Annotated in this window: 26 protein-coding genes; 10 read left to right on the top strand and 16 right to left on the bottom strand. The window is 61.4% G+C overall.

Annotated features, from left to right (window positions below):
- Window positions 1-79: 79 nt before the first annotated feature.
- The 12 genes from pdxJ to rpoE form a co-directional block, all read right to left on the bottom strand.
- Window positions 80-826, bottom strand: a complete 747-nt coding sequence (gene pdxJ / locus CW305_RS17635; RefSeq protein ID WP_104098527.1) for a pyridoxine 5'-phosphate synthase — start codon at window positions 824-826, stop codon at window positions 80-82.
- Window positions 819-1,508, bottom strand: coding sequence for a DNA repair protein RecO (recO, locus tag CW305_RS17630; RefSeq protein WP_104098526.1), 690 nt, complete (start codon window positions 1,506-1,508; stop codon window positions 819-821). Before recO ends, pdxJ begins: the two co-directional genes overlap by 8 nt.
- Window positions 1,509-1,556: 48 nt before the next feature.
- The gene (gene era, locus CW305_RS17625; RefSeq protein WP_014819523.1) at window positions 1,557-2,468 is read right to left on the bottom strand and encodes a GTPase Era; all 912 of its coding nucleotides are present in this window, start codon (window positions 2,466-2,468) and stop codon (window positions 1,557-1,559) included.
- Complete coding sequence (gene rnc, locus CW305_RS17620) at window positions 2,461-3,150, bottom strand: ribonuclease III (RefSeq protein ID WP_003302298.1); 690 nt, start codon at window positions 3,148-3,150, stop codon at window positions 2,461-2,463. The genes era and rnc overlap by 8 nt, the downstream gene beginning before the upstream one ends.
- The gene (locus CW305_RS17615; RefSeq protein WP_041014721.1) at window positions 3,147-3,524 is read right to left on the bottom strand and encodes a DUF4845 domain-containing protein; all 378 of its coding nucleotides are present in this window, start codon (window positions 3,522-3,524) and stop codon (window positions 3,147-3,149) included. Before CW305_RS17615 ends, rnc begins: the two co-directional genes overlap by 4 nt.
- Before the next feature lie 92 nt (window positions 3,525-3,616).
- Window positions 3,617-4,471, bottom strand: a complete 855-nt coding sequence (gene lepB / locus CW305_RS17610) for a signal peptidase I (protein ID WP_003293584.1) — start codon at window positions 4,469-4,471, stop codon at window positions 3,617-3,619.
- A gap of 1 nt (window position 4,472) precedes the next feature.
- Window positions 4,473-6,272 (bottom strand): translation elongation factor 4, encoded by a 1,800-nt coding sequence (gene lepA, locus CW305_RS17605; RefSeq protein ID WP_045665403.1) that lies wholly within the window; start codon window positions 6,270-6,272, stop codon window positions 4,473-4,475.
- A gap of 189 nt (window positions 6,273-6,461) precedes the next feature.
- A complete protein-coding gene (locus tag CW305_RS17600) occupies window positions 6,462-7,877 on the bottom strand; it encodes a DegQ family serine endoprotease (protein WP_104098525.1) in 1,416 nt (471 codons plus the stop codon).
- A 35-nt stretch (window positions 7,878-7,912) separates the two neighbouring features.
- Window positions 7,913-8,365, bottom strand: coding sequence for a SoxR reducing system RseC family protein (locus tag CW305_RS17595; RefSeq protein ID WP_014819519.1), 453 nt, complete (start codon window positions 8,363-8,365; stop codon window positions 7,913-7,915).
- Window positions 8,362-9,306, bottom strand: a complete 945-nt coding sequence (locus CW305_RS17590) for a MucB/RseB C-terminal domain-containing protein (protein ID WP_045665402.1) — start codon at window positions 9,304-9,306, stop codon at window positions 8,362-8,364. The genes CW305_RS17595 and CW305_RS17590 overlap by 4 nt, the downstream gene beginning before the upstream one ends.
- A gap of 8 nt (window positions 9,307-9,314) precedes the next feature.
- A complete protein-coding gene (locus CW305_RS17585) occupies window positions 9,315-9,902 on the bottom strand; it encodes a sigma-E factor negative regulatory protein (RefSeq protein WP_104098524.1) in 588 nt (195 codons plus the stop codon).
- A 31-nt stretch (window positions 9,903-9,933) separates the two neighbouring features.
- Window positions 9,934-10,515, bottom strand: a complete 582-nt coding sequence (gene rpoE, locus CW305_RS17580) for an RNA polymerase sigma factor RpoE/AlgU (RefSeq protein WP_003282114.1) — start codon at window positions 10,513-10,515, stop codon at window positions 9,934-9,936.
- Window positions 10,516-10,864: 349 nt separating this feature from the next.
- On the opposite strand from rpoE, the gene nadB reads away from it, so the two are divergent.
- Window positions 10,865-12,481 carry an L-aspartate oxidase gene (gene nadB / locus CW305_RS17575; RefSeq protein WP_042926723.1) on the top strand — a complete coding sequence of 539 codons (1,617 nt, stop codon included), beginning with the start codon at window positions 10,865-10,867 and terminating at the stop codon, window positions 12,479-12,481.
- Here nadB and CW305_RS23790 read toward each other — a convergent pair.
- Both CW305_RS23790 and CW305_RS17565 read right to left on the bottom strand, forming a co-directional pair.
- Window positions 12,450-12,905, bottom strand: a complete 456-nt coding sequence (locus CW305_RS23790) for a protein YgfX (RefSeq protein ID WP_080902107.1) — start codon at window positions 12,903-12,905, stop codon at window positions 12,450-12,452. The two genes, nadB and CW305_RS23790, sit on opposite strands and share 32 nt — an antisense overlap.
- Window positions 12,889-13,143 (bottom strand): FAD assembly factor SdhE, encoded by a 255-nt coding sequence (locus tag CW305_RS17565; RefSeq protein ID WP_014819515.1) that lies wholly within the window; start codon window positions 13,141-13,143, stop codon window positions 12,889-12,891. Before CW305_RS17565 ends, CW305_RS23790 begins: the two co-directional genes overlap by 17 nt.
- Window positions 13,144-13,290: 147 nt before the next feature.
- Between CW305_RS17565 and ygfZ the strand changes: the two genes are divergently transcribed.
- The 3 genes from ygfZ to CW305_RS17550 all read left to right on the top strand — a co-directional run bounded on the left by ygfZ (window position 13,291) and on the right by CW305_RS17550 (window position 15,838).
- A complete protein-coding gene (gene ygfZ, locus CW305_RS17560) occupies window positions 13,291-14,238 on the top strand; it encodes a CAF17-like 4Fe-4S cluster assembly/insertion protein YgfZ (protein WP_023443965.1) in 948 nt (315 codons plus the stop codon).
- Window positions 14,239-14,348: 110 nt separating this feature from the next.
- Window positions 14,349-15,185, top strand: a complete 837-nt coding sequence (locus CW305_RS17555; RefSeq protein WP_014819513.1) for an HDOD domain-containing protein — start codon at window positions 14,349-14,351, stop codon at window positions 15,183-15,185.
- 137 nt (window positions 15,186-15,322) lie between these two features.
- A complete protein-coding gene (locus CW305_RS17550) occupies window positions 15,323-15,838 on the top strand; it encodes a DUF4142 domain-containing protein (protein ID WP_104098523.1) in 516 nt (171 codons plus the stop codon).
- A gap of 34 nt (window positions 15,839-15,872) precedes the next feature.
- Here the strand turns inward: CW305_RS17550 and ung are convergent, their stop codons facing one another.
- Window positions 15,873-16,568, bottom strand: coding sequence for a uracil-DNA glycosylase (gene ung / locus CW305_RS17545; protein ID WP_014819511.1), 696 nt, complete (start codon window positions 16,566-16,568; stop codon window positions 15,873-15,875).
- A 251-nt stretch (window positions 16,569-16,819) separates the two neighbouring features.
- Between ung and CW305_RS17540 the strand changes: the two genes are divergently transcribed.
- From CW305_RS17540 to CW305_RS17530, 3 genes are all read left to right on the top strand, one after another.
- Window positions 16,820-18,064 carry an ABC transporter substrate-binding protein gene (locus CW305_RS17540; RefSeq protein ID WP_023443969.1) on the top strand — a complete coding sequence of 415 codons (1,245 nt, stop codon included), beginning with the start codon at window positions 16,820-16,822 and terminating at the stop codon, window positions 18,062-18,064.
- Between the two features lie 156 nt (window positions 18,065-18,220).
- Window positions 18,221-19,039, top strand: coding sequence for an enoyl-CoA hydratase (locus CW305_RS17535; protein ID WP_104098522.1), 819 nt, complete (start codon window positions 18,221-18,223; stop codon window positions 19,037-19,039).
- Window positions 19,040-19,097: 58 nt separating this feature from the next.
- Window positions 19,098-20,204 carry an enoyl-CoA hydratase/isomerase family protein gene (locus tag CW305_RS17530; protein ID WP_104098521.1) on the top strand — a complete coding sequence of 369 codons (1,107 nt, stop codon included), beginning with the start codon at window positions 19,098-19,100 and terminating at the stop codon, window positions 20,202-20,204.
- Window positions 20,205-20,215: 11 nt separating this feature from the next.
- Here CW305_RS17530 and CW305_RS17525 read toward each other — a convergent pair whose 3' ends face one another.
- Window positions 20,216-20,623 (bottom strand): hypothetical protein, encoded by a 408-nt coding sequence (locus CW305_RS17525; RefSeq protein ID WP_023443972.1) that lies wholly within the window; start codon window positions 20,621-20,623, stop codon window positions 20,216-20,218.
- Between the two features lie 222 nt (window positions 20,624-20,845).
- On the opposite strand from CW305_RS17525, the gene rsxA reads away from it, so the two are divergent.
- From rsxA to rsxC, 3 genes are read left to right on the top strand one after another with little or no spacing between them, the layout of a single operon-like run.
- Window positions 20,846-21,430 carry an electron transport complex subunit RsxA gene (gene rsxA, locus CW305_RS17520; RefSeq protein ID WP_003282096.1) on the top strand — a complete coding sequence of 195 codons (585 nt, stop codon included), beginning with the start codon at window positions 20,846-20,848 and terminating at the stop codon, window positions 21,428-21,430.
- Window positions 21,427-22,002 carry an electron transport complex subunit RsxB gene (rsxB, locus tag CW305_RS17515; RefSeq protein ID WP_003302265.1) on the top strand — a complete coding sequence of 192 codons (576 nt, stop codon included), beginning with the start codon at window positions 21,427-21,429 and terminating at the stop codon, window positions 22,000-22,002. Before rsxA ends, rsxB begins: the two co-directional genes overlap by 4 nt.
- The gene (gene rsxC, locus CW305_RS17510; protein ID WP_104098520.1) at window positions 21,999-24,866 is read left to right on the top strand and encodes an electron transport complex subunit RsxC; all 2,868 of its coding nucleotides are present in this window, start codon (window positions 21,999-22,001) and stop codon (window positions 24,864-24,866) included. The genes rsxB and rsxC overlap by 4 nt, the downstream gene beginning before the upstream one ends.
- Window positions 24,867-24,964 lie beyond the last annotated feature (98 nt).

Here is a 24,964-nt window from a genome sequence, read left to right as displayed (position 1 = left end):
GCGGATGACACCCGGCGCTACCTCACCAATCGGAGCCTGCCCGCCGCGTGTCATCGCGGCTGAAACACACCCGGTTCTTTCAGCCCCGCGCCGCCGCACTCAGGATCAGATGCTTCATTTCCTTGACCGCCTGCTTGAAGCCGACGAACAGCGCATGGGCAACGATGGCATGGCCGATATTCAGCTCGTTGACGCCTTGGATCGCCGCGATGGCTTCGGCGTTGTGGTAATGCAGGCCATGGCCGGCGTTGACGATCAGGCCGTGACTCAGACCGGCCTCGACACCGTCGCGAATGCGCGCGAGCTCGCAGGCCCGCTCGGCCACGCTGTGGGCATCGGCGTAGCGCCCGGTGTGCAGCTCGATTGCCGGTGCGCCGACACGAGCGGCCGCCTCGATCTGCCGCGGGTCGGCATCGATGAACAACGAGACTTCCGCACCGCAGCCACGTAGACGCTCGACGGCCTCACGAATGCGTGCCTCCTGCCCGAGGACGTCCAGCCCACCCTCGGTAGTCAGCTCCTGACGCGTTTCCGGGACCAGACAGACGTGCTCCGGACACAGCTGCTCGGCGAATGCGAGCATCGCCTCGGTGACCCCCATCTCGAAGTTCATCCGCGTCTGCAGTGCGTCCTTCATCATCAGCACATCGCGTTCCTGGATATGCCGGCGATCCTCGCGTAGGTGCACGGTGATGCCATCGGCGCCGGCCTCTTCCGCATCCAGCGCAGCCTTGACCGGGTCCGGATAGCGGGTGCCGCGGGCCTGACGCAGTGTGGCGACGTGGTCGACGTTGACGCCGAGCAGAATTCGATTGGCTTCAGTCACGCGGGGCCTCCTTCAGATTCATAAACAATTCGCGGCTGACCAGCGGTCGACCGCCCAGATGGGGAGCCAGGGCCTGGCGCATCAGCCGCTTGGCCGCGGCCAGCGCCCCCGGAACCTGCCAATCGGCCTCGGCCATGGCCAATAGTTCCGCGCCGTTGAACAGCCCCGGCTGAAATCCCGCGACCGGCTCCAGGCCGGCGTCGGGCAGTAGGTGATAGAGCCGCTGCGGGTCAATCGGCTGGCCGGCGATGTCCACATCGAGGGCAAAACCATAGCCCAACTCGCTGAGCAGCCGCCATTCGAAGGCACGCAGCAGCGGCTCCAGCGGCCGATGTGCGGCCAGGGCCGGCAGTGTCGCGACGTAATGATCGAACAGCGCGGGATGTGCATCTTCGGCAGGCAGCAAGCGAATCAGCAATTCGTTGAGGTACATGCCGCTGAACAGCGCCTGGCCATCGAGCCAGTGCGCAGGGCCGGCGCTTTCGAGCCGGGCAACGGTCTTCAGCTCGGACTTGCCGCGCAGCTCGACTTCCAGCGATACGAAGGGGCGGATCAGACTGCCGGCCTTACCACGCGCGGCACGCATGACGGCACGCAGCCGGCCCTGCGGGGTGAACAGGTCGACCAGCGCGCTGCTTTCCTTGTACGAGCGACTGTGCAGAACGAACGCAGGTTGGTGCATGGCAGCCCAGAAGGTGCGCGATGCGCACCATTGATTGCGGGTCGGCGCTTACTGGTAACCCAGCGAATGCAGCGCACGCTCATCGTCGGACCAGCCACCCTTCACCTTGACCCACAGGTGCAGCATGACCTTGGAATCGAACAGCACTTCCATATCCTTGCGCGCTTCCTGGCCGATACGTTTGATGCGCTCGCCCTTGTCGCCGATGATGATCTTCTTCTGCCCGTCACGCTCGACCAGAATCAGCGCATGGATGTGCAACACGCGGCCTTCCTGCTTGAAGTCCTCGATCTCCACGGTGATCTGGTAAGGCACCTCGGCGCCAAGCTGTCGCATGATCTTCTCGCGCACCAGCTCGGCGGCGAGGAAACGACTGCTGCGATCGGTGATCTGGTCCTCCGGGAAGAAGTGCTCACTCTCGGGCAGACGATCGGCGACCAGCTTTTCCAGCGTTTCCAGGTTCTGTCCGTGCTGCGCCGAAATCGGCACGATCTCCGCGTTCGGCAGCTGCTCGGCCAGCCAGCGCAGATGCGGCAACAGCTCGGCCTTGTCCTCGACACGGTCGGTCTTGTTGACCGCAACGATCAACGGTCCGGTAACGTACTGCACCCGCTCGAGCACGGCCTGGTCTTCGTCGGTCCAGCGGGTGCGGTCGACGACGAAGATCACCACGTCGACATCCTTCAATGCCGAGGCAGCGGTGCGGTTCATGTAGCGGTTGAGCGCCGTCTCGCCATTCTTGTGCAGCCCCGGCGTGTCCACATAGACGGCCTGAACGCTGCCCTCGGTCTTGATGCCGAGCATGTTATGCCGCGTCGTCTGCGGCTTGCGCGAGGTGATCGCCAGCTTCTGGCCAAGGATGTGGTTGAGCAGCGTCGACTTGCCGACGTTCGGCCGGCCGACGATCGCCACGTAACCGCAACGGCTGACGTCCTCGGATTGCAGCTGTTCGTCAGTCATGTCCGTTCTCCACGCCCAAGGCGATCAATGCGGCTGCCGCGGCAACCTGTTCGGCAATTCGGCGGCTAGCGCCCTGCCCGTGGGTTTTCTCGTTCAGCAAAGCGACCTGACATTCGACGAAGAAGGTGCGGCAATGCGGTTCGCCTTGAATATCCACCACCTCGTAACGCGGCAGCTCACAGGCACGCGATTGCAGAAACTCCTGCAGCCGGGTCTTCGGGTCCTTGTTGGTATCGACCAGTGTCAGGCCTTGCAGCTCGTTGGCCAACCAGGCGACGACCCGCTCGCGAGCAACGTCCATGCCCGCGTCCAGATAAATGGCACCGATCAGCGCTTCGAGGGTGTCGGCCAGGATAGATTCGCGGCGGTAACCGCCGCTCTTGAGCTCACCGGAGCCCAGGCGCAAATATTCGCCGAGCTCGAATCCACGCGCCAGTACCGCCAGCGTCTCGCCCTTGACCAGACGGGCGCGCAGACGCGACAGCTGCCCCTCACGGGCTTGCGGAAAATGATTGAACAGCGCCTCACCGGCAACGAAATTGAGAATGGCGTCGCCGAGAAACTCCAGACGCTCGTTGTTGCGTCCGGCATAGCTACGATGGGTCAGGGCCAGGAGCATCAGCTCCTGATCCTTGAATTGATAACCGAGCCTGCGCTCGAGACGGGCTAACGAAGTGCTCACGGCATCCTTAGGCGATATTCTTTATCGAAGTTCGCCACCAGATCGAGATTGCGGATCAGCGGCTCGCGTTTTTCGTATTTCAGGTGCGCCCTGAATTCGTTGTTCTGGATCTCGACCTTCAGCGCTTCCTTCAGGTCGATGTTCTGGATGCCGTTTACCTGCATCCCCTTGCTGACATGACTATAGAACTCCCCGACGCTCTGAATCTCAAGCGCTTCGTCGGTTTCCACGGACTGGATGATCTTGTCCATGGACATGTAATCGAAGTAATGCGGGAACATTTTAAATCCCGTGCTGGCCACAAACGCCACGATTGCCAGGACCATGATCCAGCTCAGCATGGACAGCCCTTTTTGCGAACGCGCAAAACTCATGTCGACCTCTATGTCGTTACGATACCCACCGATCGGGGCAGGACAAATATAGCGAGCCCGGTTCGCTCAGCGACGGCCGCAATTCACAGCTTTCAGTGAATCAGGCCCACGCGGGAGAAATTCGGCAGATTGCTGAGCTTCGGATCAGGCCAGCTCATCCAGACGGCGAACGCCTTGCCGACGATGTTACGGTCCGGGACCATGCCAGCCAGCTCCGCGGGAATCGACTCGTCCTGCCAATAGCGGCTGTCATTCGAGTTATCGCGATTATCGCCCATCATGAAGTAGTGCTCAGCCGGCACGGTCCACTGGCGGCTCGGCTCGATGCGATAGCGGCCCATTTCCTTGCGAATCAGGTGCTCCATCTCGCCCAGCTTTTCCCGATACAGCACGGCGCTGCCCAAGCTGCCCGGCTCCTCGCCGACCAGTGTCTCGGCAACCGGCTGATCGTTGATGAACAGCCGACGATCGCTGCTGTAACGCACAGTGTCGCCAGGCAGGCCGACGACCCGTTTGATGTAGTTGATGCTCGGTTGATTCGGATAGCGGAACACCATGACGTCGCCACGCTTCGGGTCGCTGACTTCGATCACCTTGGTATCCACTACCGGCAGACGGATGCCGTAGGCGAACTTGTTCACCAGAATGAAATCGCCAACTTCCAACGTGGGGATCATCGAGCCGGAGGGAATCTGGAACGGCTCGACCAGGAACGAGCGCAGCACCAGCACGATGGCCAGCACCGGGAAGAACGACTTGCCGTACTCGATCAGCACCGGCTCCTTGTTCAATGCCTCAAGGGTCGATGGATCGATTTCCCCGGTGCGCCCTTCGTAGTTGGCGATCGCAGCCCGGCGGCGGGGGGCGAAGAACAACAGGTCGCTCAGCGCCAACAGGCCGCAGACAGCCACGGCGATAACCAGCAACAACGGGAAATTGATCGACATATCAGCTGTCCACCTTCAGCACGGCGAGGAACGCCTCCTGCGGGATTTCGACGTTGCCTACCTGCTTCATGCGCTTCTTACCGGCTTTCTGCTTTTCCAGCAGCTTGCGCTTACGGCTCACATCGCCGCCGTAGCATTTGGCCAGAACGTTCTTGCGCAACGCCTTGACCGTACTGCGGGCAACGATCTGGCCCCCGATGGCCGCCTGAATCGCCACATCGAACATCTGACGCGGGATAAGCTCCTTCATCTTCTCGACTAGGATGCGGCCCTTGTAGTGGGCATTGTCGCGGTGGACGATCAGTGCCAACGCGTCGACCTTATCGCCGTTGATGAGGATATCCAGGCGCGTCAGGTTGGCCGACTGGAAGCATTCGAAGCTGTAGTCCAGCGAGGCGTAACCGCGGCTGCACGATTTCAAGCGATCGAAGAAGTCCAGCACCACCTCGCTCATCGGCAGGTCGTAACGCACCTGCACCTGACTGCCGAGGAACTGCAGGTCGCGCTGCACGCCGCGCTTCTCGATGCATAGCGTGATGACGTTGCCCAGGTGTTCCTGGGGCACGAGGATGTTGGCGCGCACGATCGGCTCGCGCATGTCCTCGACGGAGGACATGTCGGGCAGCTTCGAAGGGCTGTCGACGTAGATGGTGTCGCCGTTCTTCAACAGCAACTCGTAAACAACCGTCGGCGCGGTGGTGATCAGATCCAGGTCGTACTCGCGCTCGAGGCGCTCCTGAATGATCTCCATATGCAGCATGCCGAGGAAGCCGATACGGAAGCCGAAGCCCAACGCGTCGGAGCTTTCCGGTTCGTATTGCAACGCGGCATCGTTAAGGGTCAGCTTCTGCAGCGCTTCGCGAAAATCCTCGAAGTCGTCCGAACTGACCGGGAACAGACCGGCATAGACCTGCGGCTTGACGCGTTTGAAACCGGGCAACATCTCCACGTCCGGCGTGCTCGACAGTGTCAGCGTGTCGCCCACCGGAGCGCCGAGAATGTCCTTGATGCCGGCGATGATGAAGCCCACCTCGCCAGCCTTGAGGTCTGCCGTGGCGGTGTGCTTGGGGTTGAACACGCCGACACTGTCCACCTGGTGGACCTTGCCGGTGGATTTCACCAGCACCTTGTCGCCCTTCTTGATACGACCGTGGCGAACCCGTACCAGCGATACGACGCCCAGATAGTTGTCGAACCATGAGTCGATGATCAACGCCTGCAACGGCGCCTCGACATCGCCGGTCGGCGGCGGGATCACCGCGACCAGGCGCTCGAGCACCTCGTCCACGCCCATGCCGCTCTTGGCGCTGCAGGCCACCGCGTCGGTCGCATCGATGCCGATGATGTGCTCGATCTCATCCTTGACCTTGTCCGGATCGGCCTGTGGCAGGTCCATCTTGTTCAGCACCGGCATCACTTCCAGGCCCTGTTCGATCGCCGTGTAGCAGTTGGCTACCGATTGCGCCTCGACGCCCTGGCCAGCATCGACTACCAGCAGCGCACCCTCGCACGCGGCCAGCGAGCGACTGACTTCATAGGTGAAGTCGACATGGCCGGGCGTATCGATGAAATTCAACTGGTAGGTCTTGCCGTCGCGCGCGGTGTAATAAAGCGTGACGCTGTGGGCTTTGATGGTGATGCCGCGCTCGCGCTCGAGATCCATCGAATCCAGCACCTGGGCTTCCATTTCACGCTCGGTCAGACCACCACACATCTGGATAAAACGGTCTGCCAGGGTCGACTTGCCGTGATCGATATGGGCGATGATGGAAAAATTGCGGATATGACTCAGGTCACTCACAGCTCAACACTCGGAATAGTCGCGGGCCGATTGCCCGCCGAAAATAGCCGCGAAGTGTAACTGATCAACCCTTGCAGTGCCACGCACAAGCCATCCGCAGCTGATGAGCAACGCAACGGACGTACTGTTACGTCTTGAAAATGAAAAAGGGCGGTAATAACCGCCCTTCCAGATTCACCAGCCAGCGTCTTATTCAGCGAGCTTGAAAGTAATGAAACTCGCACGCCCCTGACGCAGAACTCGCATCGAAACGGATCGATTCTTCGGCAATTGCTCAGCCACTCGGGCAAATGTTGTCGCCGAATTGATCGCCTGATTATTCAGATGGGTGATGACATCGCCCGGGCGCAGCCCAATCATCGCAGCCGGCCCGTTGAGAATCTCAGTGATCACCACACCGCCCGGTAAATCCAGGCTCTTCTTCTGCTCATCGGTCAGCTCAGTGACTTTAACACCCAGGCGGTTATCGCTGCGTTCCTGGCCCCCACCAGAGGCTGCCACGGCTTCGCCCTCTTCCGGCATGGCGCCGATCTTGACGTCGAGCATCTTGCGATCACCGTCGCGCACCACTTCCATTCGTGCGGTGCTGCCGGGTTTGAGTGCTCCGACCAGATGAGGCAGATCAGCAGACATAACAATCGGCTTGTCGTTGAGGCTCAGTATCACATCACCGACACGCAGACCACCGCGCGCTGCCGGACCGCCATCCATAACCTGAGCCACCAGGGCGCCCGCTGGACGCTCAAGGCCAAAGGACTCAGCCAGGTCCTTGTTGACTTCCTGGATCACCACGCCAAGCCAGCCCCGACTCACCTTGCCTTCGGTTCGCAGCTGATTGGCAACATCCATTGCCACATCGATCGGAATGGCGAAGGACAGCCCCATGAAGCCACCGGAGCGCGTGAATATCTGCGAGTTGATGCCAATCACCTCACCGTCGAGGTTAAACAGCGGACCACCGGAATTGCCCGGGTTGATTGCCACGTCGGTCTGAATGAACGGCACGTAGCTCTCATTGGGCAAGCTGCGGCCAGTCGCACTGACAATACCGGCGGTCACCGTATGATCGAAACCAAACGGCGAGCCAATGGCGAGCACCCACTCCCCTGCTTTCAACTCATCAGAACGGCCAATCTTGACGGTCGGTAGTCCCTTGCCCTCGACCTTCAGCACCGCCACGTCGGAGCGCGGATCGGCACCGATAAGCTTGGCTTCCAGCTCGCTTCGATCCGGCAGACGAACGATGATTTCGTCGGCATCGGCGACCACGTGATTGTTGGTCAGGACATAACCGTCTTCGGAAATGATGAAACCCGAACCGAGCGACTGCGCTTCACGCTGCTGGCCGCGACCCGGGGCGCCCGGCATCTGTGGGATGCTGTGCTCGAAGAACTCGCGAAAAATCGGCGGCAGCCCTTCGAGTTCCGGCATCTGCGCAGTCGCACCGCGGCTCTGGACCTTCTGCTTGGTGCTGATATTGACTACCGCTGGCGAGGCACTTTCGACCAGCGGCGTGAAATCAGGCAATTCCGCCTGGGCAACGACAGCATGGCCCAGCAATGCCAGGCCCGCCACGAAGGCGAAGCAGCTGTTTCGATTGAACATGACTACAAGTCTCCCCACTGACAAAACAAGGAAGCTCAGGGACTCGCAGGCCCCGCGAGCATGGCGCGCAAAACCACCGGCTGCAGATTCGGGTCAGCTGCGGTACGGCGGCTTCGCATACGCACGAATAGCCAGGAAATGAAGAAGCCCCCGAGACCTGCCAGAATAACGATCGGCTCACGCGTCGACAGCTGAGCGGCCAGCGAAGCGGCCGCCATCAGTACGATAAGAGGGAGAAGATAGACAAGGACGGCACCGCGCAGCAACACGTCCTCGCGGATGCCCACAACGACACCGTCACCGACTTGCAGGTGGAGATCGCAGAGCGCCCTGATGAGGCCGCGCTGTTCGCGAACACCGAGGGTATCCATCAAGCCTTGTCCACAGCCACTCTTCGCGGAACAGCCAGAGCAGGTAGTTTTGCGCCGAGTCTCGACCCATACAGCGCCGACATCCAGCGCGACTACCCGCCCAGGCTCTTCGATCATCGTTGTGCCTGTTCCGAACTGGCTCGCATGGACAGGGCAACCCGCTCAGCCGTACCAAGTGGAATCTCGCCCACCACGGTCACCATGACATCGCCATCCGCAGTACTGATGCGCTTAGAGACCGCGACGGTAGGCCCCATCTGGCTTCGCGCGTCCTCAACCAAGGCACCGCGCAGCGGCTCCAGAAACACGGAAAACTTCGCCAAGCCATCACCGTAGGACAACCAGGAAACAGTTTCGGAAGAGGCGGGACTAGGTCGTTCGTTGGCATCCAGAAGCGTGAAGCCGGAAGGCAACCAGTCGGAGCGCCAGGGTGATGTTGGATTCGCCTCGCGCCGGTTCACGGTCACTGGATTGCAATCAGCGCCGGGCTTCAGTTGCTCGGCAGATACACTGCCAGCCGTGAACTGGGTGAATTGGAAACGCTCGAGCAGCTGCCCTTTCTCGTTCAGCATCAGCGACTTGAGGGGCAATGCGGTATCTTGGTCGAGATGCAGTTCGAAGCCGTAACGGTGCTGGTCCTTCGGCACGACAGCCAGCGCCACGGCAGGGCGACCAGCAACTCTTGAATCTCCGATCTCACGGAATTCGTACCACTCGGAGAGTGCTTTCGGATCGAGACGCTGCCCGTGCCAAGCTTGCGCTTCACGCACTTGCGCCGCGAGGTCATCGGTAGCGCATTGCATCTGACCATTTACCAGCAGAACTTCAGCCGGAGCTCCGTCAAGCTGAAGCAATCGCTCCTGCACTTGACCTTCTTCGACCTGCTGCCAAACGGCATGACTGGAAAAGCTGCCATTGCGTTCGTAGACGAACGTACCGGTATAACTCTGTTTCTGCTCTGCCGCCGCAAGTCGCTCCATCCAGGACCCGGCATCAGCAGCAAGGGCCGGCATCGATAGCCAGCCCCCCATCACCACATACAGCGGTAATACGCGCATGTTTCTCCCTAACGTTCTTCCATGCTGGCCGCGCGAGCGTAAGGCAGCGCGCTCTCCGATCCATTACCAAAGGCAGCTTGCTGGGCATGCTGGCGAACATATGAAGGCAGACGCTCTTCGTGCCAGCGCTCTACCGGAGCGCCATCTGCCGCTGCCTGTACAGGCGCTTCAGTTTGCTCACTGTAACCAGCCAGAACCGCCGGCCCTTGACTGGTCTGCGGAACCGAAATACTTGGCTGCGGAGCCTGCTGCGCTAGCTGCGGACCAGCAACCTCATTCTGATTGTACAGACGTACACCGGCCAGAACAGCGACTGTAACCGAAGCAGCCACTGCCAGCCGGCCGAGGCCTTTCCATCCGTTACGTTGCGCCTTGACCGGCGCGGCCTCATCAGCCAACGCAGCCGATACCGCAGAAGCGATATCCAGGCGCGGCTCGATCAACTCCTTGTGCATGGCGGCACGGGCAAGTTGATAACGCGACCAGGTAGCACGTAGCTCCGGGTTGTCGCCTGCGAGCATGCGACGTAATTCCAACTCGTCCGCTTCGTTATCCATCACCGCGGACAGCGATTCATGCAGGGCTTCACGACTCATGGCGGTTCCTCTCTTGGCTGTCGCCGCTGTCTCAGGATTCATGCAACAAGGGTTGCAATGCTTTATCTATGGCTTCACGTGCCCGGAAGATCCGGGAACGCACTGTGCCCACCGGACACTGCATGACGCTCGCAATGTCTTCATAACTAAGACCATCAAATTCACGCAGTGTTAGAGCCGTACGCAAATCTTCTGGCAAAAGTTGAATGGTTCGATGAACGGTATCTTCAATCTCATCCCTGAGCAGCGAGCGTTCCGGTGACTCGATGTCCTTGAGAGCATGATCGCCCTCATAGAACTCGGCGTCCTCGGAACTCACATCACTATCTGGCGGGCGTCTGCCGCGCGCCACCAGATGATTCTTCGCCGTGTTGATGGCGATGCGGTACAGCCAGGTGTAGAAAGCGCTGTCACCGCGAAAATTGGCGAGTGCGCGGTAGGCTTTGATAAAAGCCTCTTGGGCAACATCCTGAGCTTCATGAGAGTCATGCACGAACCGCACGATCAACCCAAGGATCTTGTGCTGGTATTTCATTACCAGCAGATCAAACGCCCGCTTGTCACCACGCTGCACTCGTTCAACCAGCTGCTGGTCCTGCTCCTGAGTCAACATGAACGCTCCTCCTCGGTAGCGGAGTAGCGTCGCTCACACCAGCGAACCGACCTGCCAGAATAGACCCGGGCTTTACGCAAAAGTTCTCCCCCCTCCTAGCAAGCTATCCTGCAATACCTGACGGCGATTGCACCACAGCGTTGCGCCATTGCTGACGACGCCGTCCTGGTGTCCATAGCAAACTCGCACCGCCCATTCACGATGGCCAGCTGGTTTGCATTCATAACTGCCTATTGAGCCACCCCGCGAAGGAAAAGTTCCCTTCGTTAGAAGACAAACACACAGTCGCCTATTTTGGCGCTACATCCCGTCTATATACTAGGGCTCGTTTTTCCCGCCGGAATTGGACATGAACCAGGTTCTACGATACGACGTGCTGGTCATCGGCAGCGGTGCCGCCGGCTTGACCTTGGCACTCAACCTGCCGACCGATCTTCGCATCGCCGTTCTCAGCAAGGGCGATCTCTCCAACGGCTCCACCTACTGGGCCCAAGGTGGCGTCGCCGCAGTACTGGATACGACCGACACCGTAGAGTCACATGTCGCCGACACCCTCATCGCCGGAGGAGGCCTGTGCCGCGAAGACGCCGTCCGTTTCACGGTCGAGCACAGCAACGAGGCCATCCAGTGGCTGATCGAGCAAGGGGTGCCCTTCACGCGGGACAATGCCCCGGATCGCGAAGACGGCAGTTTCGAATTTCACCTGACTCGCGAGGGCGGCCATAGCCATCGGCGCATCATTCACGCAGCCGACGCCACTGGCGCAGCCATTTTCAACACGCTGCTTGGCCAGGCCAGAAAGCAGAGCAATATCGAGCTTCTACAGCAGCGCGTTGCAGTCGACCTGATCACCGAACACAAACTCGGGCTGCCGGGCAGACGCTGCCTGGGCGCCTATGTACTCAATCGCAGCACTGGCGAGGTCGAAACCTTCCAGTCGCGATTCGTCGTACTGGCTACCGGCGGCGCGGCCAAGGTTTACCTGTACACCAGCAACCCGGACAGCGCGTGCGGCGACGGCATTGCCATGGCCTGGCGAGCGGGCTGCCGCGTCGGCAATTTGGAATTCAACCAGTTCCACCCTACCTGCCTCTATCACCCGCAAGCGAAGAGCTTTCTGGTGACCGAAGCCCTGCGCGGGGAAGGTGCCTTGCTCAAGCTGCCTAACGGCGAGCGTTTCATGCCGCGTTTCGATGCCAGGGAAGAACTCGCCCCGCGCGATATCGTCGCACGCGCAATCGACCACGAAATGAAGCGACTAGGCATCGACTGCGTCTACCTCGATATCAGCCACAAGCCTGCCGAGTTCATCAAAAGCCACTTCCCCACCGTCTACGAGCGCTGCCTGGAATACGGCATCGACATCACCAGCCAGCCGATTCCGGTGGTACCCGCAGCGCACTACACCTGCGGCGGCGTAGTCGTGGATCAGGCTGGACGCACCGACATCCCCGGCCTCTACGCCATCGGCGAGACCAGTTTCACAGGCCTGCACGGCGCGAACCGCATGGCCAGCAACTCGCTGCTCGAATGCTTCGTCTACGGACGGGCGGCCGCTCAGGACATCCTGCGCGAACTGCCCCAAGTCACCAACGCAGCAACGTTACCTGCATGGGACGCCAGCCAGGTGACCGACTCCGACGAAGACGTGATCATCGCGCACAACTGGGACGAGCTGCGGCGTTTCATGTGGGACTACGTCGGCATCGTCCGCACCAACAAACGGCTGATGCGCGCGCAGCACCGAGTGCGCCTGCTGCTGAGCGAGATCGACGAGTTCTACAGCAACTACAAGGTCAGTCGTGACTTGCTCGAACTACGCAATCTGGCGCTGGTTGCAGACCTGATGATTCGCTCGGCTATGCTGCGCAAGGAGAGCCGAGGACTGCACTACACCCTCGACTACCCGGAGCTGCTGCCGCAAGCGGTCGACACTATTCTGGCGCCGCCCACCTACGTCGACTGAACTTGAGCCGCACCCGCAGTCGACGATGCTGCTCTCGCGGTAGTGCGTCGCGGGGCACGCAGATGCTGCCAGCTAACCGCCGGCCCGGCACGCGAAAACGCAGCACGACTATCAGTGGCAGCGCCAGGCTGTCAGGCAGCAACTGAACTGCCTGCCATCCTTGCCGCTCGCTCCACAGGTGCCAGCCCGCAGCATCGTGGCGCAGGCCAGACCAGGCATCCCGACTGGACAGTAGAATCCCGCGCGGCAACACCCACAGCGCGTGGGTCAGACAAAACAGAAGCGCTATCAGCTGCAACCATAGCGGCGCAGCCGACAGCACGATGGCGGCCAGGCCGAGCGCCTGAACCCCGAGATAGAGTGTCAACAACCAGCTGGACGGCTGCCAGCGACACTCGAATGATTGATTACTTAGGCTGGACACGATCGAGGATCATGCGAACCATGCGCCGCAGGTCCTCATCCTCGGGCTCGCCGCGCTGCATGAACCAGCCGAACATGTCCTGATCCTCGCAACTCAGCAGCTTGCGATAGCGGTGCTGATCTTCCTCATCGAGACCTGGATAGACCTCCTTGACGAAAGGCACCAGCAACACATCCAGCTCCAACATGCCGCGACGGCTTTGCCAAAACAGACGATTGAGTTCGGATTGCTCAGCCATACATCGGCTCCTTTTGAGAAGGCGCGCATTATAGCGGCTGCACCGAACTCATCAGTCGCTTTTTTCGTCGAGCTGCAAACCCGTCATCACGCAACCGTTTCCGTCGGGCTGCTATGATGCCCACCCGGATTCTGACGACGACCAATCATGACCGACACTGCTTATTTTTGCGTTCTGTCGCATGAAGGCGTCCTTGCCGTACGCGGCCCGGATGCCAGCAAGTTCCTCCAGGGTCAGCTGACCTGCAACCTCAGCTACCTCACCGCCGAGACATCCAGTCTGGGCGCACGCTGCACGCCCAAGGGGCGCATGCAGTCGAGTTTCCGCATCGTGCTGGATGGCGACGGTTACCTGCTGGCGATGGCCAGTGAGCTGCTGCAACTGCAACAAGCCGATCTGAACAAGTACGCCGTATTTTCCAAGTCCCGCCTGAACGACGAGAGCGCCGACTGGTGCCGATTCGGTCTTGCGGGCGGAGACGGCTCGCTGGTCAGCCTGGGCCTGGATCTTCCGCTGACCGCCGACAGTGTGGTGCGGAGCCACGGCATGATCGCGATCCGTCTGCAGGATGGCCGCGTTGAGCTCTGGACCCCAGGCGCCGACGCCGAGCAGGTTCGCACGCGCCTGGCCGCGCAGCTTCAGGAAGCGCCGGTCAATCGCTGGCTGCTGGACCAGGTTCGCGCCGGCATCGGCCAGGTATTCGGCAGCACTCGCGAGCTGTTCATCCCGCAGATGATCAATTTGCAGGCGCTGGGCGGCGTGAGTTTCAAAAAGGGCTGCTATACCGGCCAGGAAATCGTCGCGCGCATGCAGTATCTGGGCAAACTCAAGCGCCGCCTGCAGCGGCTGTTGATCGAAGGCAGACAGGACGAGCTGCCCGCTCCGGGCGTTGAGATTTTCTCGCCGGTGCATGGCTCCAGCGTCGGTGAGGTCGTGCTAGCCGCCAGTGACACCGACCGAATCGAGCTGCTGGCCGTACTGCAGGAGGACGCCGCCGCTGACGGCCGCCTGTATCTGGGCTCCCCGGACGGATTGCCGATGAGCCTGCTCGAGCTTCCCTACAGCCTGAATGCGGACCTGGAAATTCAGCGCTAGTGCGAACCGGAGCCAGAAAGCAAATACCTGCGAGGCGCACCATGGACCACGGGCAAAGCACCCTGACCTGAAGCGCCCTAGCGACACTGACCGACACATAAAGGAATGACATGAGCACCCTTGCCGAGAAAGTCCAGCGCGATCTGACGCTCGCGATCGAGAACGATGAATTGGTTCTGCCTACCCTGCCGGAGGTGGCATTGCGCGTCCGCGAGGCGGCCGAGGACCCGGACATCAGCATTCCGGCACTGAGCAAGGTGATAGGCGCCGACGCAGCCCTCGCCGCACGCATCATCAAGGTGGTCAACAGCCCGCTGCTGCGTACCAGTCGCGAGATCGACGATCTGCAGATGGCGGTCAGCCGTCTCGGCATCAATTACACCTGCAACCTGGCCACAGGTCTGGCGATGGAGCAGATGTTCCAGGCGACCACCGATGTCGTCGATCGCAAGATGCGCGAGGTCTGGAACAAGAGCACCGAGGTCGCCGCCATCAGTCATGTGCTCTGCCGTCACTACACACGACTGATGCCTGACCAGGCGACCCTGGCCGGACTGGTCCATCAGATCGGCATATTGCCGATCCTGACCTACGCAGAAGAGCACAGCGCCCTGCTATCGGACTCGTTCAGCCTCAATCACGTCATCGACAAGATTCACCCGATGGTGGGTGAGAAAATCCTGCGCACCTGGGATTTCCCGGAGGCAATCGTGTCTGTGGCTGGTCAGTACACCGATTTCCAGCGCAATTCGGCCGCAGTCGATTATGTAGACGTGGTGCAAGTCGCCACCCTGCAGAGCTATATGGGCACCCAGCACCCTTACGCGCAGCTGGACTGGAGCGAGGTTCCCGCCTTCGCCAAGCTGGGGCTCGATCCGAGCGAACTGATGCAGGAGGACGAGGACCTGTCTGCCGCCATGGACGCAGCCATGAGCATGCTTCAGTAAGCACCGAACACCGTTCGCCCGAAAGCGAGGAACCGTCCCTATGGCACCTAGTCACAAAAAGGGACGGCAATCTCGCCGCATCGCGCCTTGTGTCTGCCTCCCGGCCAACACAAGTCAGGTGAAGAAAGGAGAACGCAATGACCAGAGCAACCAAAACAATTTTCTCGGGCGCATTCGCCTTGCTGTTCGGAGTAGCGGCTAACCTGGCGCTTGCCGCCGAAGGCGAAAACTTCGTCGACGAGGCTTCGGCCAAAGGTATTGCAGAAATCGAAACGGCGAAGATGGCCCTGGACAAGGGTACTTCGGAAGATGTGAAGCAATTCGCCCAGATGATGATCGACGACCACACCAAGGCCAATCAGGAGCTTGCGCAACTGGCTCAGGCCAAAGACCTGGAAATGTCCGACGAGGCCACGCTGATGGACAAGGCCAAAGCCATGATCCTGAAGCTGCGTGATGGCGAGAATTTCGACGAAGCCTACGCCAACAATCAGGTCGTCGCTCACGAGCAGACCATCGAGATGTATCAGGACTACGTGGAGGGTGGCGAGAACGCCGACCTGAAGCAGTTCGCTCAAAAAGCGTTGCCGAAGCTGGAAGAGCATCTCAAGCAGGCCAAGGATCTTCAGGCCAAGCACGGCGCCAAAGATTGACCAAAGCCTAGCCCGATACCGCCTGGGTGTCGGGCTAAACCTCAGCCGGAAGCTGCCAGTCGATCACCTGCATCCCCTGCTGCCTGAGAAACTGGTTGGCGCGACTGAAGTGACCGTTACCGATGAATCCGCGGTGCGCCGAGAGAGGCGAAGGATGCACCGACTTCAGCATCAGATGCCGCGTGGCGTCTATCAGTTTCGATTTGGATTGCGCATGGGCGCCCCAAAGCATGAATACCAGGTGCGGACGCCGCTCGCTGACCACCTCAATGATTCGATCGGTGAATAGCTGCCACCCCGCTTTGGCATGCGAACCGGCGACACCCTGTTCCACGGTGAGCGAAGTATTGAGCAATAGCACGCCCTGTTCTGCCCAGTGCTGCAGATAGCCATGCCGAGGGATATCAAGATTCAAGTCGCGCTTGAGTTCCTTGAAGATGTTCTGCAGTGACGGCGGTGGTGCCACGCCCGGCTGTACCGAAAAGCAAAGTCCATGGGCCTGACCGGCACCGTGGTAGGGGTCCTGCCCAAGGATCACTACCTTGACCTGATCGAGCGGCGTGGAATTGAGCGCGTTGAAGATCATCGGCCCCGGCGGAAATATCACCTTGCCCGCAGCCTTCTCTCGCCGAAGGAAAGCGCCAAGCTCAAGCATGTATGGCTTGTCGAACTCCTCGCGCAGCGCTTCTTTCCAGCCAGCCTCCAGCCTGATGCGATCGTCTTGAGTCATGAGCTGTTTCCGGATGGCGTAGCCGCCGAACCCTAAAAAACGCCATCATGGTTGTCAACCGCAAACCGGCGAAATCACGGCGTCACCGCAAGATCCACCCTCCCTCCTTTAGTCATAATCGCACCTGGCTCACGTACTGACGCCGGCGGCGCCTTCGAGCCGCACATAAAGAGTGACGCACGCACCGGCGGCAGGGTAAAAAAGCTAACTGCCAATAAACCAATAACAAAAGCTATAACAAGGAACATGCTATGAACCGGATCACCCTTCTGGCGCTAGGGCTGGGGTTCTGTCTTACGGCTCAGGCTGCTGACCCCATCACGCTCGGCCTCAATTACCCCCGTACCGGCAGCTACAAGGAAGAAGGCCTTGCACAAATGCGCGGAGCCTTGTTGGCAATCGACGAGATCAACGAGGCGGGCGGTGTTCTGGGCCGCCCGCTACGCCTGATTAGCCGCAATACCGCATCCCGCCCCGAAAAGGCCGTTGCCAACGTCGACAAGATGGCGGATGAAGGCGTCGCCATGCTGTTCGGCGGCGTATCCAGCGCGGTGGCCATTGCCGCGAGCAAGCGCGCCAAGGAGCGGGGGCTGCTCTACTTCGGCACCCTGACCTACTCCAACGACACAACTGGCAAGGATGGCCACCGTTACATGTTCCGCGAGTGCAATAACGCATGGATGAGCGCGCGGGTGCTGGGGCAGTATCTGAACGACAAAATGCCCGGCAAGACCTACTTCTACATCACCTCCGACTATACCTGGGGCCACACCAGCGAGAGCTCGCTGCGCCAGGCGACCGGCACCGTCGACCAGAACAAGCACCAGGGGGTCAAGACGGCCTTCCCCGGCGCGCGCCTGTCCGACTACCGCGCGGCGCTGGAAAAGGCAGCCAACAGCGGTGCCGAGGTCCTGGTATTGGTCCTGTTTGGCGAAGACATGGTGCGAGCCATGCGTATCGCCGACGAACTCGACTTGAACAAGAAGATGCAGATTGCGGTTCCCAACCTGACGCAGTCCATGGTCGAACTCGCCGGCCCGGACATCATGCGCGGCGTGCTCGGCACCGAGCCCTGGACCTGGCGCGTACCCGAGCTCGAAGGTTCCGAACGCGGCAAGGCATTCGTGCGCGACTTCGGTGAGCGTTACCAGACGCACCCATCAAGCTCCGCGGCCTCGGCCTACAGCATCGTCTATCAGTGGGCAGATGCCGCCACTCGCGCCAAGAGCATCGGCAGTGAGCAAGTCATCGCGGCCCTGGAAAACCACAGCTACAGCCTGCTCAAGGATCAGCAGCAGTGGCGCGAGTTCGACCACCAGAACGTGCAGACCGTCTACGCCATTCAGGTAAAGCCACGCGAAGAAGTGCTCAAGGATCGCTTCAAGCAGGACTATTTCGAGATCGTCCACCGTTTATCCGGCGAGCAGGCTGCGCCGTCGCTGGCCGAATGGCAGGAAGAGCGTCGCGCGGGCGGGCAGCCGGCTAGGCTACAGTGACAGAACGATGGAGCACCTGGGACAGTACCCAGGCGCTCCATCGGGTCGTCTGACCGACCGGAACGCTGCAACCTCGCTGCATTGAAGGACTCTCAAGAGGAGCGACGTTACCGGTCGCTCGTCAGCGGAGCCCTGAAACGCACGAGGATTTCAACCATGAGCACTGCAGTAGAGCCCTACCAAGCCGGTGTCTTCGACCTGACCCACAAGCTGACCGTGGAAAAGCATGGTCACACCGCCCTCATCACGATCAACCATCCGCCTGCCAACACCTGGGACCGCGAGTCGCTCATCGGGCTCAAGCAGATCATCGACCATCTGAACCACGATGACGAAATCTACGCACTGGTGATCTGCGGTCAGGGCGAGAAGTTCTTCAGCGCGGGTGCGGACCTGAAACTCTTCGCTGATGGCGATCGCAACCGAGCCCGGGAAATGGCCCGCCGCTTTGGCGAAGCCTTTGAGGCGCTGCGCGATTTCCGCGGTGTCTCCATCGCTGCAATCAACGGATTCGCCCTTGGCGGGGGCCTGGAATGCGCACTGGCCTGCGACCTGCGCATCGCCGAGCAGCAGGCGCAAATGGGCTTGCCGGAGGCATCGGTGGGCCTGCTGCCCTGTGCGGGCGGCACCCAGGCACTGGCCTGGCTGGTGGGCGAAGGCTGGGCCAAACGCATGATCCTCTGTGGCGAGCGCATCACGGCAGAAACTGCGCTGCGCATCGGACTGGTGGAACAGGTGGTCGAGCCCGGCCAGTCGCGTGGCCACGCATTGATGCTCGCATCCCGGGTCGCTCGGCAAAGCCCTGTTGCGGTGCGTGCCATCAAGCCGTTGATCAACGCGGCCCGTAAACGGGTGCCCAATACGCTTGCCGCCGCCGAGCGCGAGGCCTTCGTCGAGCTGTTCGAGGCCGACGACACCCTGGAGGGTGTCAATGCGTTCCTCGAGAAGCGCGACCCTCGCTGGCGCAACCGATGACCGCCGTACCAAACGCAGCCTTACAGGACCTGCCCACCAATCCGGCGCCGAGGATTACATGCACGTCACCTTCGAAGAACGCCCCGCCCTGCATGGCATGCGAATAGCCATTGTCACCCTGGACGCCGCGCAGCAACTCAACGCCCTGAGCCTGCCGATGATCGACGCACTGCTTGACCAGCTTGGCCGCTGGGCCAACGAGCCGGCAGTCGCCTGCGTGCTGTTACGCGGGAACGGTGCCAAGGCGTTCTGCGCCGGTGGCGACGTACGCCGCCTTGCAGAGGCCTGCCGAGGCGAGCCCGGAACGGTGCCGGCCTTGGCCGAGCGTTTCTTTGCCGACGAGTACCGCCTCGTCCACCTGCTGCACCATTACCCGAAGCCGCTGATCTGCTGGGGCCATGGCTACGTGATGGGCGGCGGTATGGGGCTCCTGCAGAGCGCGACGATCCGCATCGTTACACCGGATAGTTGGCTGGCGATGCCGGAAGTCGCCATCGGCCTGCATACGGATGTCGGCGCGAGCTGGTTCCTTCCTCGCCTGGCTGGCAAGCTGGGTCTGTTTCTGGGCCTCACCGGCACGCGGGTGAATGCCCGCGATGCACTGGACATCGGTCTTGCCGACCGCTGCCTGATGGACGAGCAACAGCCCGAACTCATCGAGGGACTGGTCCAGATCAACTGGCAGGACCAGGCGCACAGCCAGCTGCACAGTCTGTTGCGGGCTTTGTCCAGGCACGCCACTGCACAGCTGCCCGCACCCAGGTTGCTGCCACGACGAGAACGGATCGATGAACTGCTGGACGTGGCTGAGCTCGCGCATGCATGGCAGGCCTTGGCCGCGTTGCAGGATGATTCTGACGAGGTAATCGCGCAGGCCGCACGCGGCCTGCGCGACGGATGCCCACTGAGCGCCCATCTCGCCTGGCGACAGCAGGAGAAAGGCCGGAAGCTGTCGCTGGGCCAGGCATTGCAGATGGAGTACGCACTAAGCCTGAATTGCTGTCGCCACCCAGAGTTCGCCGAAGGCGTCCGTGCCCGCCTGATCGACAAGGACAATAGGCCAGGCTGGCATTGGCCGGACGCCCTCCACGTTCCGCCAGCGGTGGTCGAGGCGCACTTCGAGCCGACCTGGGAAGGGGATCATCCACTGACCGGCCTGGCCTGAATGCCCTCTCATCACCGATAGTAGTGCTGGCGGCCGCCCCTATCGTAATGCGGCCGTAGCCGATGATCGCGCCCATCCCTGATCAACGGCGGACGCTGCTGGCGATGTTCCTGACGCCAGTAGCCACGTCGTTCGAAGCCGCGATGGCGGTCGTAGTATTGCGGCGGAAGCTGACTCTGATAACGCGGCGGCAGGTTGCGCGGGTACTGCGGATAGTGGGAATAAGGGCTTCGCGGGTCGTATTGATGCGGACGGTTATGCTGACGATAGTCCCGGTCATAGTGTCGCGGCCCCGGGTTGTAGTAGCGCGGACTCTCCGCCTGGAAGCCCCAGACGCCGTCTCGCCGCTCCGCATGGGCCTGCAGGCTCATGCCCAGGCCGAAACAGAGCAGAATAAGCAGTGAAGAACGAATGCTCATGGAAACCACCTCCGATGGCGTCACAGGCTTCGATTCATCAGACCACAACCGTGAGACAGCTGCAGAAACAGCGGACAACCGGCAGCTCTGACACGACGTCATGCGTCGCGCGAGGACCGCGACGGGCCGCCGCACCTTGTATGGCTGCCGCTGCTTCCCGATAATAGCGGCCCTTTAGCCCCACGGCTCTCGCAGAGCGGACGGAACGGGAATAGACCCTAGATGACCGAACTCGCCCTGATCATGGTTAGCGCCATCCTGGTCAACAATTTCGTGCTGGTGCAGTTCCTCGGTCTGTGCCCGTTCATGGGCGTCTCGAAGAAGATCGAGACCGCCATCGGCCTGTCGCTGGCCACCACCTTCGTGCTGACGCTTGCTGCCATGTGCAGCTACCTCGTCCAGCAGTATGTGCTCAAGCCGCTGGACCTCGAGTTTCTACGCACCATCAGTTTCATTCTGGTGATCGCGGTGACCGTTCAGTTCACCGAGATGGTGGTGAACAAGACCAGTCCGCTGCTGTACCGCGTACTCGGCATCTTTCTGCCGCTGATCACCACCAACTGCATCGTGCTCGGCGTGGCGCTGCTCAATGCCAACAAGGCCGAATTCACCTTTCTTACCGCCACCGTCAACGGCTTCGCCGCAGGGCTGGGCTTTTCCCTGGTGCTCGTACTGTTCGCCGCCATGCGCGAGCGCATCGCCATTGCCGACGTGCCGAAGTCGTTCCAGGGCGCGGCGATCGGCATGGTCACCGCCGGCCTGATGTCGCTGGCATTCATGGGCTTCACCGGGCTGATCAAGCTATGAGCGCAGTCGTCATCGCGATCCTCGCCCTGCTCGCCCTGTGCCTGCTCGGCGGCGCCATCCTCGGTTTCGCCGCTGTGCGCTTTCGTGTCGAAGGCGATCCGATCGCCGAGCAGATCAATGCCCTGCTACCCCAGACCCAATGTGGTCAGTGCGGTTATCCGGGCTGCAAACCCTACGCCGAAGCCATTGCCGGCGGCGACAAGATCAACAAGTGCCCACCGGGCGGCGAAGCGACCATCCAGGCCCTGGCCGATCTGCTCGATGTCGAGGCGGAGCCGCTGGATGCCGAGGGTGGCGAAAAGCCGCAGATGGTCGCCTACATCCGTGAAGCCGAGTGCATCGGCTGCACCAAGTGCATCCAGGCCTGCCCGGTTGACGCCATCGTCGGTGCCGCGCGGCAGATGCACACCGTGATCATTTCCGAGTGCACCGGCTGCGACCTGTGTGTCGAACCCTGCCCGGTGGACTGCATCGACATGATCGAAGTCGGCAGCAACCTGCAGAGCTGGAAATGGAACCGGCCGCTGGCGCCCGGCCAGCTGATCGCAACTGATCGGGAGCAGGCCGCATGACCGCACTGAAGATCTGGGACATCCACGGCGGCATTCATCCACCGGAACACAAGGATCTGTCCAACCGCACCCCGATCCAGCCGACCCCGCTGCCCAAGCGCCTGGTCCTGCCACTGACGCAGCACCTCGGAGCGCCGGCCGAGCCCTGCGTCACTCTTGGCGAACAGGTACTCAAAGGTCAGCAGATCGCTGTCGCCAGCGGGTTTGTCAGCGCGCCGCTGCATGCTCCTACCTCGGGAGTGGTCAGCTTCATCGGCCCGCAGCCCTACCCGCACGTATCAGGCATGCTCGCCAACGCGATCGTCATCGACAGCGATGGCGAAGACAAATGGATCGACCTGCATCCGCAGCCGGATTACCGTGAGCTCGAGCGCCCTGCCCTGCTCGAGCTGATTCGCCAGGCCGGCATCAGCGGCCTCGGCGGCGCGGGCTTCCCCACCGCCGTGAAGCTCAGCCCCCCGCCGACCCAGACGATCCGAACGCTGATCATCAATGGCACCGAGTGCGAGCCCTACATCACCGCCGATGACCTGCTGATGCGTGAAAAGGCGGCCGAGCTGGTCGCGGGGATCGAGATACTCGCGCAACTGATTCAGCCGCAAGAGGTACTGATCGGCATCGAGGACAACAAGCCCGAAGCGATCGCCGCAGTGCGGGCTGCCATCGGCGAGCGCCCCTTCACGTTGAAGGTCTTCCCGACCAAGTATCCATCCGGCGGCGAAAAGCAGCTGATCCAGATTCTCACCGGAGAAGAGGTGCCGAGTGGCGGCTTGCCGGCGGATATCGGCATGCTCTGCCAGAACGTTGGAACCTGCGTCGCCATCCACGACGCCGTGCTCCTCGGCAAGCCGTTGATCTCGCGCATCACCACCCTGACCGGCGAGGCGCTGGCGCGGCCGATGAACGTCGAGGTGCTGATCGGCACCCCCGTGGATGAACTGCTGGCCTTCGCCGGTCTCGATCAGCACAGGCTCAACCGTCTGATCATGGGCGGCCCGATGATGGGCTTCAGCCTGCCATCCCTTGAGGTGCCGGTGGTCAAGACCACCAACTGCCTGCTGGCGAGCACGCTGGAAGAGCTGCCGCCACCGCCGCCCGCTCTGCCGTGCATCCGTTGCGGAGAGTGCGCAGAGGCCTGCCCGGTCAGCCTGCTACCGCAGCAGCTGCATTTCTTTGCCCTCGGCCAGGAGCATGAGCAGCTCAAGTCCCATAACCTGTTCGACTGCATCGAGTGCGGCGCCTGCGCCTACGTCTGCCCCTCCAACATCCCCCTGGTGCAGTATTACCGCGCTGCCAAGGGTGAGATCCGCGAGCTGGAGCAGAAGCAGCAGAAGGCCGAGCACTCCAAACAGCGCTTCGAGCTTCGCCAGGAACGTCTACGGCGCGCCGAAGAACAGAAGGAAGCCGAGCGCAAGGCCCGTGCCGAACGTGCTGCACGCGCCAAGGCGGCGCAAAGCGAGAGCAGCCCGACCGCGACCACAGCCGAGACGGCGGCCCCGGCACAGAAGACCAGCCTTTCCGAAACGCAGAAGAAACTTAAGATCGAGGCCAGCATGGCCCAGGTCGCCCTGAAGAAAGCCGAGAAGCAGCTGGCCACCCATGCCACTGCCGAGCTGGAAGCCCAGGTTGCCGATCTGCGCAACGCCGCCGAGGCCGCGCAGCGTGCGTTGGATGCCGCCATGCAGGCGGACTCCGCTCCGCCCGCCACTGCGCCAGGGCCAGACGATGCCGTTGCGAAAAAAGCCAAGATCGAAGCCGCCATGCTCAAGGCACAGATTCGCAAGCTGGAGAAGATCGAAGCACCCGATGACGATCAGCAAGCCGAACTCGCCCGCCTGCGCCAGCAGCTGCACGACGCCGAACAGGCGCTGACCGCCGCGCAGAGTGCAGCGCCCGCTCCCACCACCAAGCCGGCCGATGACGAAGCACTGAAAAAAGCCAAGATCGAAGCTGCGATGCTCAAGGCGCAGATTCGCAAGCTGGAGAAGATCGAAGCACCGGACGACGACCAACAAGCCGAACTCGCCCGCCTGCGCCAGCAGCTGCACGACGCCGAACAGGCGCTGACCGCCGCGCAGAGTGCAGCGCCCGCTCCCACCACCAAGCCGGCCGATGACGAAGCACTGAAAAAAGCCAAGATCGAAGCTGCGATGCTCAAGGCGCAGATTCGCAAGCTGGAGAAGATCGAAGCACCGGACGACGACCAACAAGCCGAACTCGCCCGCCTGCGCCAGCAGCTGCACGACGCCGAACAGGCGCTGACCGCCGCGCAGAGTGCAGCGCCCGCTCCCACCACCAAGCCGGCCGATGACGAAGCACTGAAAAAAGCCAAGATCGAAGCTGCGATGCTCAAGGCGCAGATCCGCAAGTTGGAGAAGGTCGAAACGCCGGACGACGACCGGCAAGCCGAACTCGCCCGCCTGCGCCAGCAGCTGCATGAAGCAGAGCAGGACCTCAGTGCCGCGCAGAATTCGGCGCCAACACCGGATGCGAAGCCAGCCGCTGACGATGCGCTGAAGAAAGCCAAGATCGAACTGGCGATGAAGCGCGCCGAACTCAAGAAAGCCGAGAAAGCCGGCGCCGAAGAACCGGAGCTCAGCCGTCTGCGTGATGCGCTGAGCGCAGCGGAGCAAGCGCTGCACGCTGCCGAGGATGCTTCGCATAAACCCGCGCCCGAGCTGGTACGGACCAGCAAGCCGGGAGTCGATGATCGCCAGCGAGCGCTCAAGACCGAGCTCGCCTTTGCCCGAGCCGATCTGCGCAAGCTTGAGCGCGACGAGAACGCAGAGTCCGCTGCAATAGACGCTGCCCGCGCACGGTTGAGCGAGGCGGAACGCCAGATGGCGGAATATCAGGACTCATGAACCCACGGCTCGAGACGGCAGCAACCTTCGTCGCCTGGGTGAAACACCAACACATAGAACGGACACAAGGCGTAGGCTCCCCTGCCTGCACCCAGTCA

The sequence above is a fragment of the Stutzerimonas kunmingensis genome, from assembly GCF_002929225.1.
Classification (GTDB): domain Bacteria; phylum Pseudomonadota; class Gammaproteobacteria; order Pseudomonadales; family Pseudomonadaceae; genus Stutzerimonas.
Note: the sequence above shows the minus strand (reverse complement) of the source record. Positions and strands in the feature narration are given on the sequence as shown.

Excerpts from the sequence above, each read along its gene's own strand:
- recO (WP_104098526.1), bottom strand. The coding sequence starts at position 1,508 with ATGCACCAACCTGCGTTCGTTCTGCACAGTCGCTCGTACAAGGAAAGC.
- era (WP_014819523.1), bottom strand. The coding sequence starts at position 2,468 with ATGACTGACGAACAGCTGCAATCCGAGGACGTCAGCCGTTGCGGTTAC.
- CW305_RS17615 (WP_041014721.1), bottom strand. The coding sequence starts at position 3,524 with ATGAGTTTTGCGCGTTCGCAAAAAGGGCTGTCCATGCTGAGCTGGATC.
- lepB (WP_003293584.1), bottom strand. The coding sequence starts at position 4,471 with ATGTCGATCAATTTCCCGTTGTTGCTGGTTATCGCCGTGGCTGTCTGC.
- CW305_RS17600 (WP_104098525.1), bottom strand. The coding sequence starts at position 7,877 with ATGTTCAATCGAAACAGCTGCTTCGCCTTCGTGGCGGGCCTGGCATTG.
- CW305_RS17595 (WP_014819519.1), bottom strand. The coding sequence starts at position 8,365 with ATGATCGAAGAGCCTGGGCGGGTAGTCGCGCTGGATGTCGGCGCTGTA.
- CW305_RS17590 (WP_045665402.1), bottom strand. The coding sequence starts at position 9,306 with ATGCGCGTATTACCGCTGTATGTGGTGATGGGGGGCTGGCTATCGATG.
- CW305_RS17585 (WP_104098524.1), bottom strand. The coding sequence starts at position 9,902 with ATGAGTCGTGAAGCCCTGCATGAATCGCTGTCCGCGGTGATGGATAAC.
- rpoE (WP_003282114.1), bottom strand. The coding sequence starts at position 10,515 with ATGTTGACTCAGGAGCAGGACCAGCAGCTGGTTGAACGAGTGCAGCGT.
- nadB (WP_042926723.1), top strand. The coding sequence starts at position 10,865 with ATGAACCAGGTTCTACGATACGACGTGCTGGTCATCGGCAGCGGTGCC.
- CW305_RS17565 (WP_014819515.1), bottom strand. The coding sequence starts at position 13,143 with ATGGCTGAGCAATCCGAACTCAATCGTCTGTTTTGGCAAAGCCGTCGC.
- ygfZ (WP_023443965.1), top strand. The coding sequence starts at position 13,291 with ATGACCGACACTGCTTATTTTTGCGTTCTGTCGCATGAAGGCGTCCTT.
- CW305_RS17555 (WP_014819513.1), top strand. The coding sequence starts at position 14,349 with ATGAGCACCCTTGCCGAGAAAGTCCAGCGCGATCTGACGCTCGCGATC.
- CW305_RS17550 (WP_104098523.1), top strand. The coding sequence starts at position 15,323 with ATGACCAGAGCAACCAAAACAATTTTCTCGGGCGCATTCGCCTTGCTG.
- ung (WP_014819511.1), bottom strand. The coding sequence starts at position 16,568 with ATGACTCAAGACGATCGCATCAGGCTGGAGGCTGGCTGGAAAGAAGCG.
- CW305_RS17540 (WP_023443969.1), top strand. The coding sequence starts at position 16,820 with ATGAACCGGATCACCCTTCTGGCGCTAGGGCTGGGGTTCTGTCTTACG.
- CW305_RS17535 (WP_104098522.1), top strand. The coding sequence starts at position 18,221 with ATGAGCACTGCAGTAGAGCCCTACCAAGCCGGTGTCTTCGACCTGACC.
- CW305_RS17530 (WP_104098521.1), top strand. The coding sequence starts at position 19,098 with ATGCACGTCACCTTCGAAGAACGCCCCGCCCTGCATGGCATGCGAATA.
- CW305_RS17525 (WP_023443972.1), bottom strand. The coding sequence starts at position 20,623 with ATGAGCATTCGTTCTTCACTGCTTATTCTGCTCTGTTTCGGCCTGGGC.
- rsxA (WP_003282096.1), top strand. The coding sequence starts at position 20,846 with ATGACCGAACTCGCCCTGATCATGGTTAGCGCCATCCTGGTCAACAAT.
- rsxB (WP_003302265.1), top strand. The coding sequence starts at position 21,427 with ATGAGCGCAGTCGTCATCGCGATCCTCGCCCTGCTCGCCCTGTGCCTG.
- rsxC (WP_104098520.1), top strand. The coding sequence starts at position 21,999 with ATGACCGCACTGAAGATCTGGGACATCCACGGCGGCATTCATCCACCG.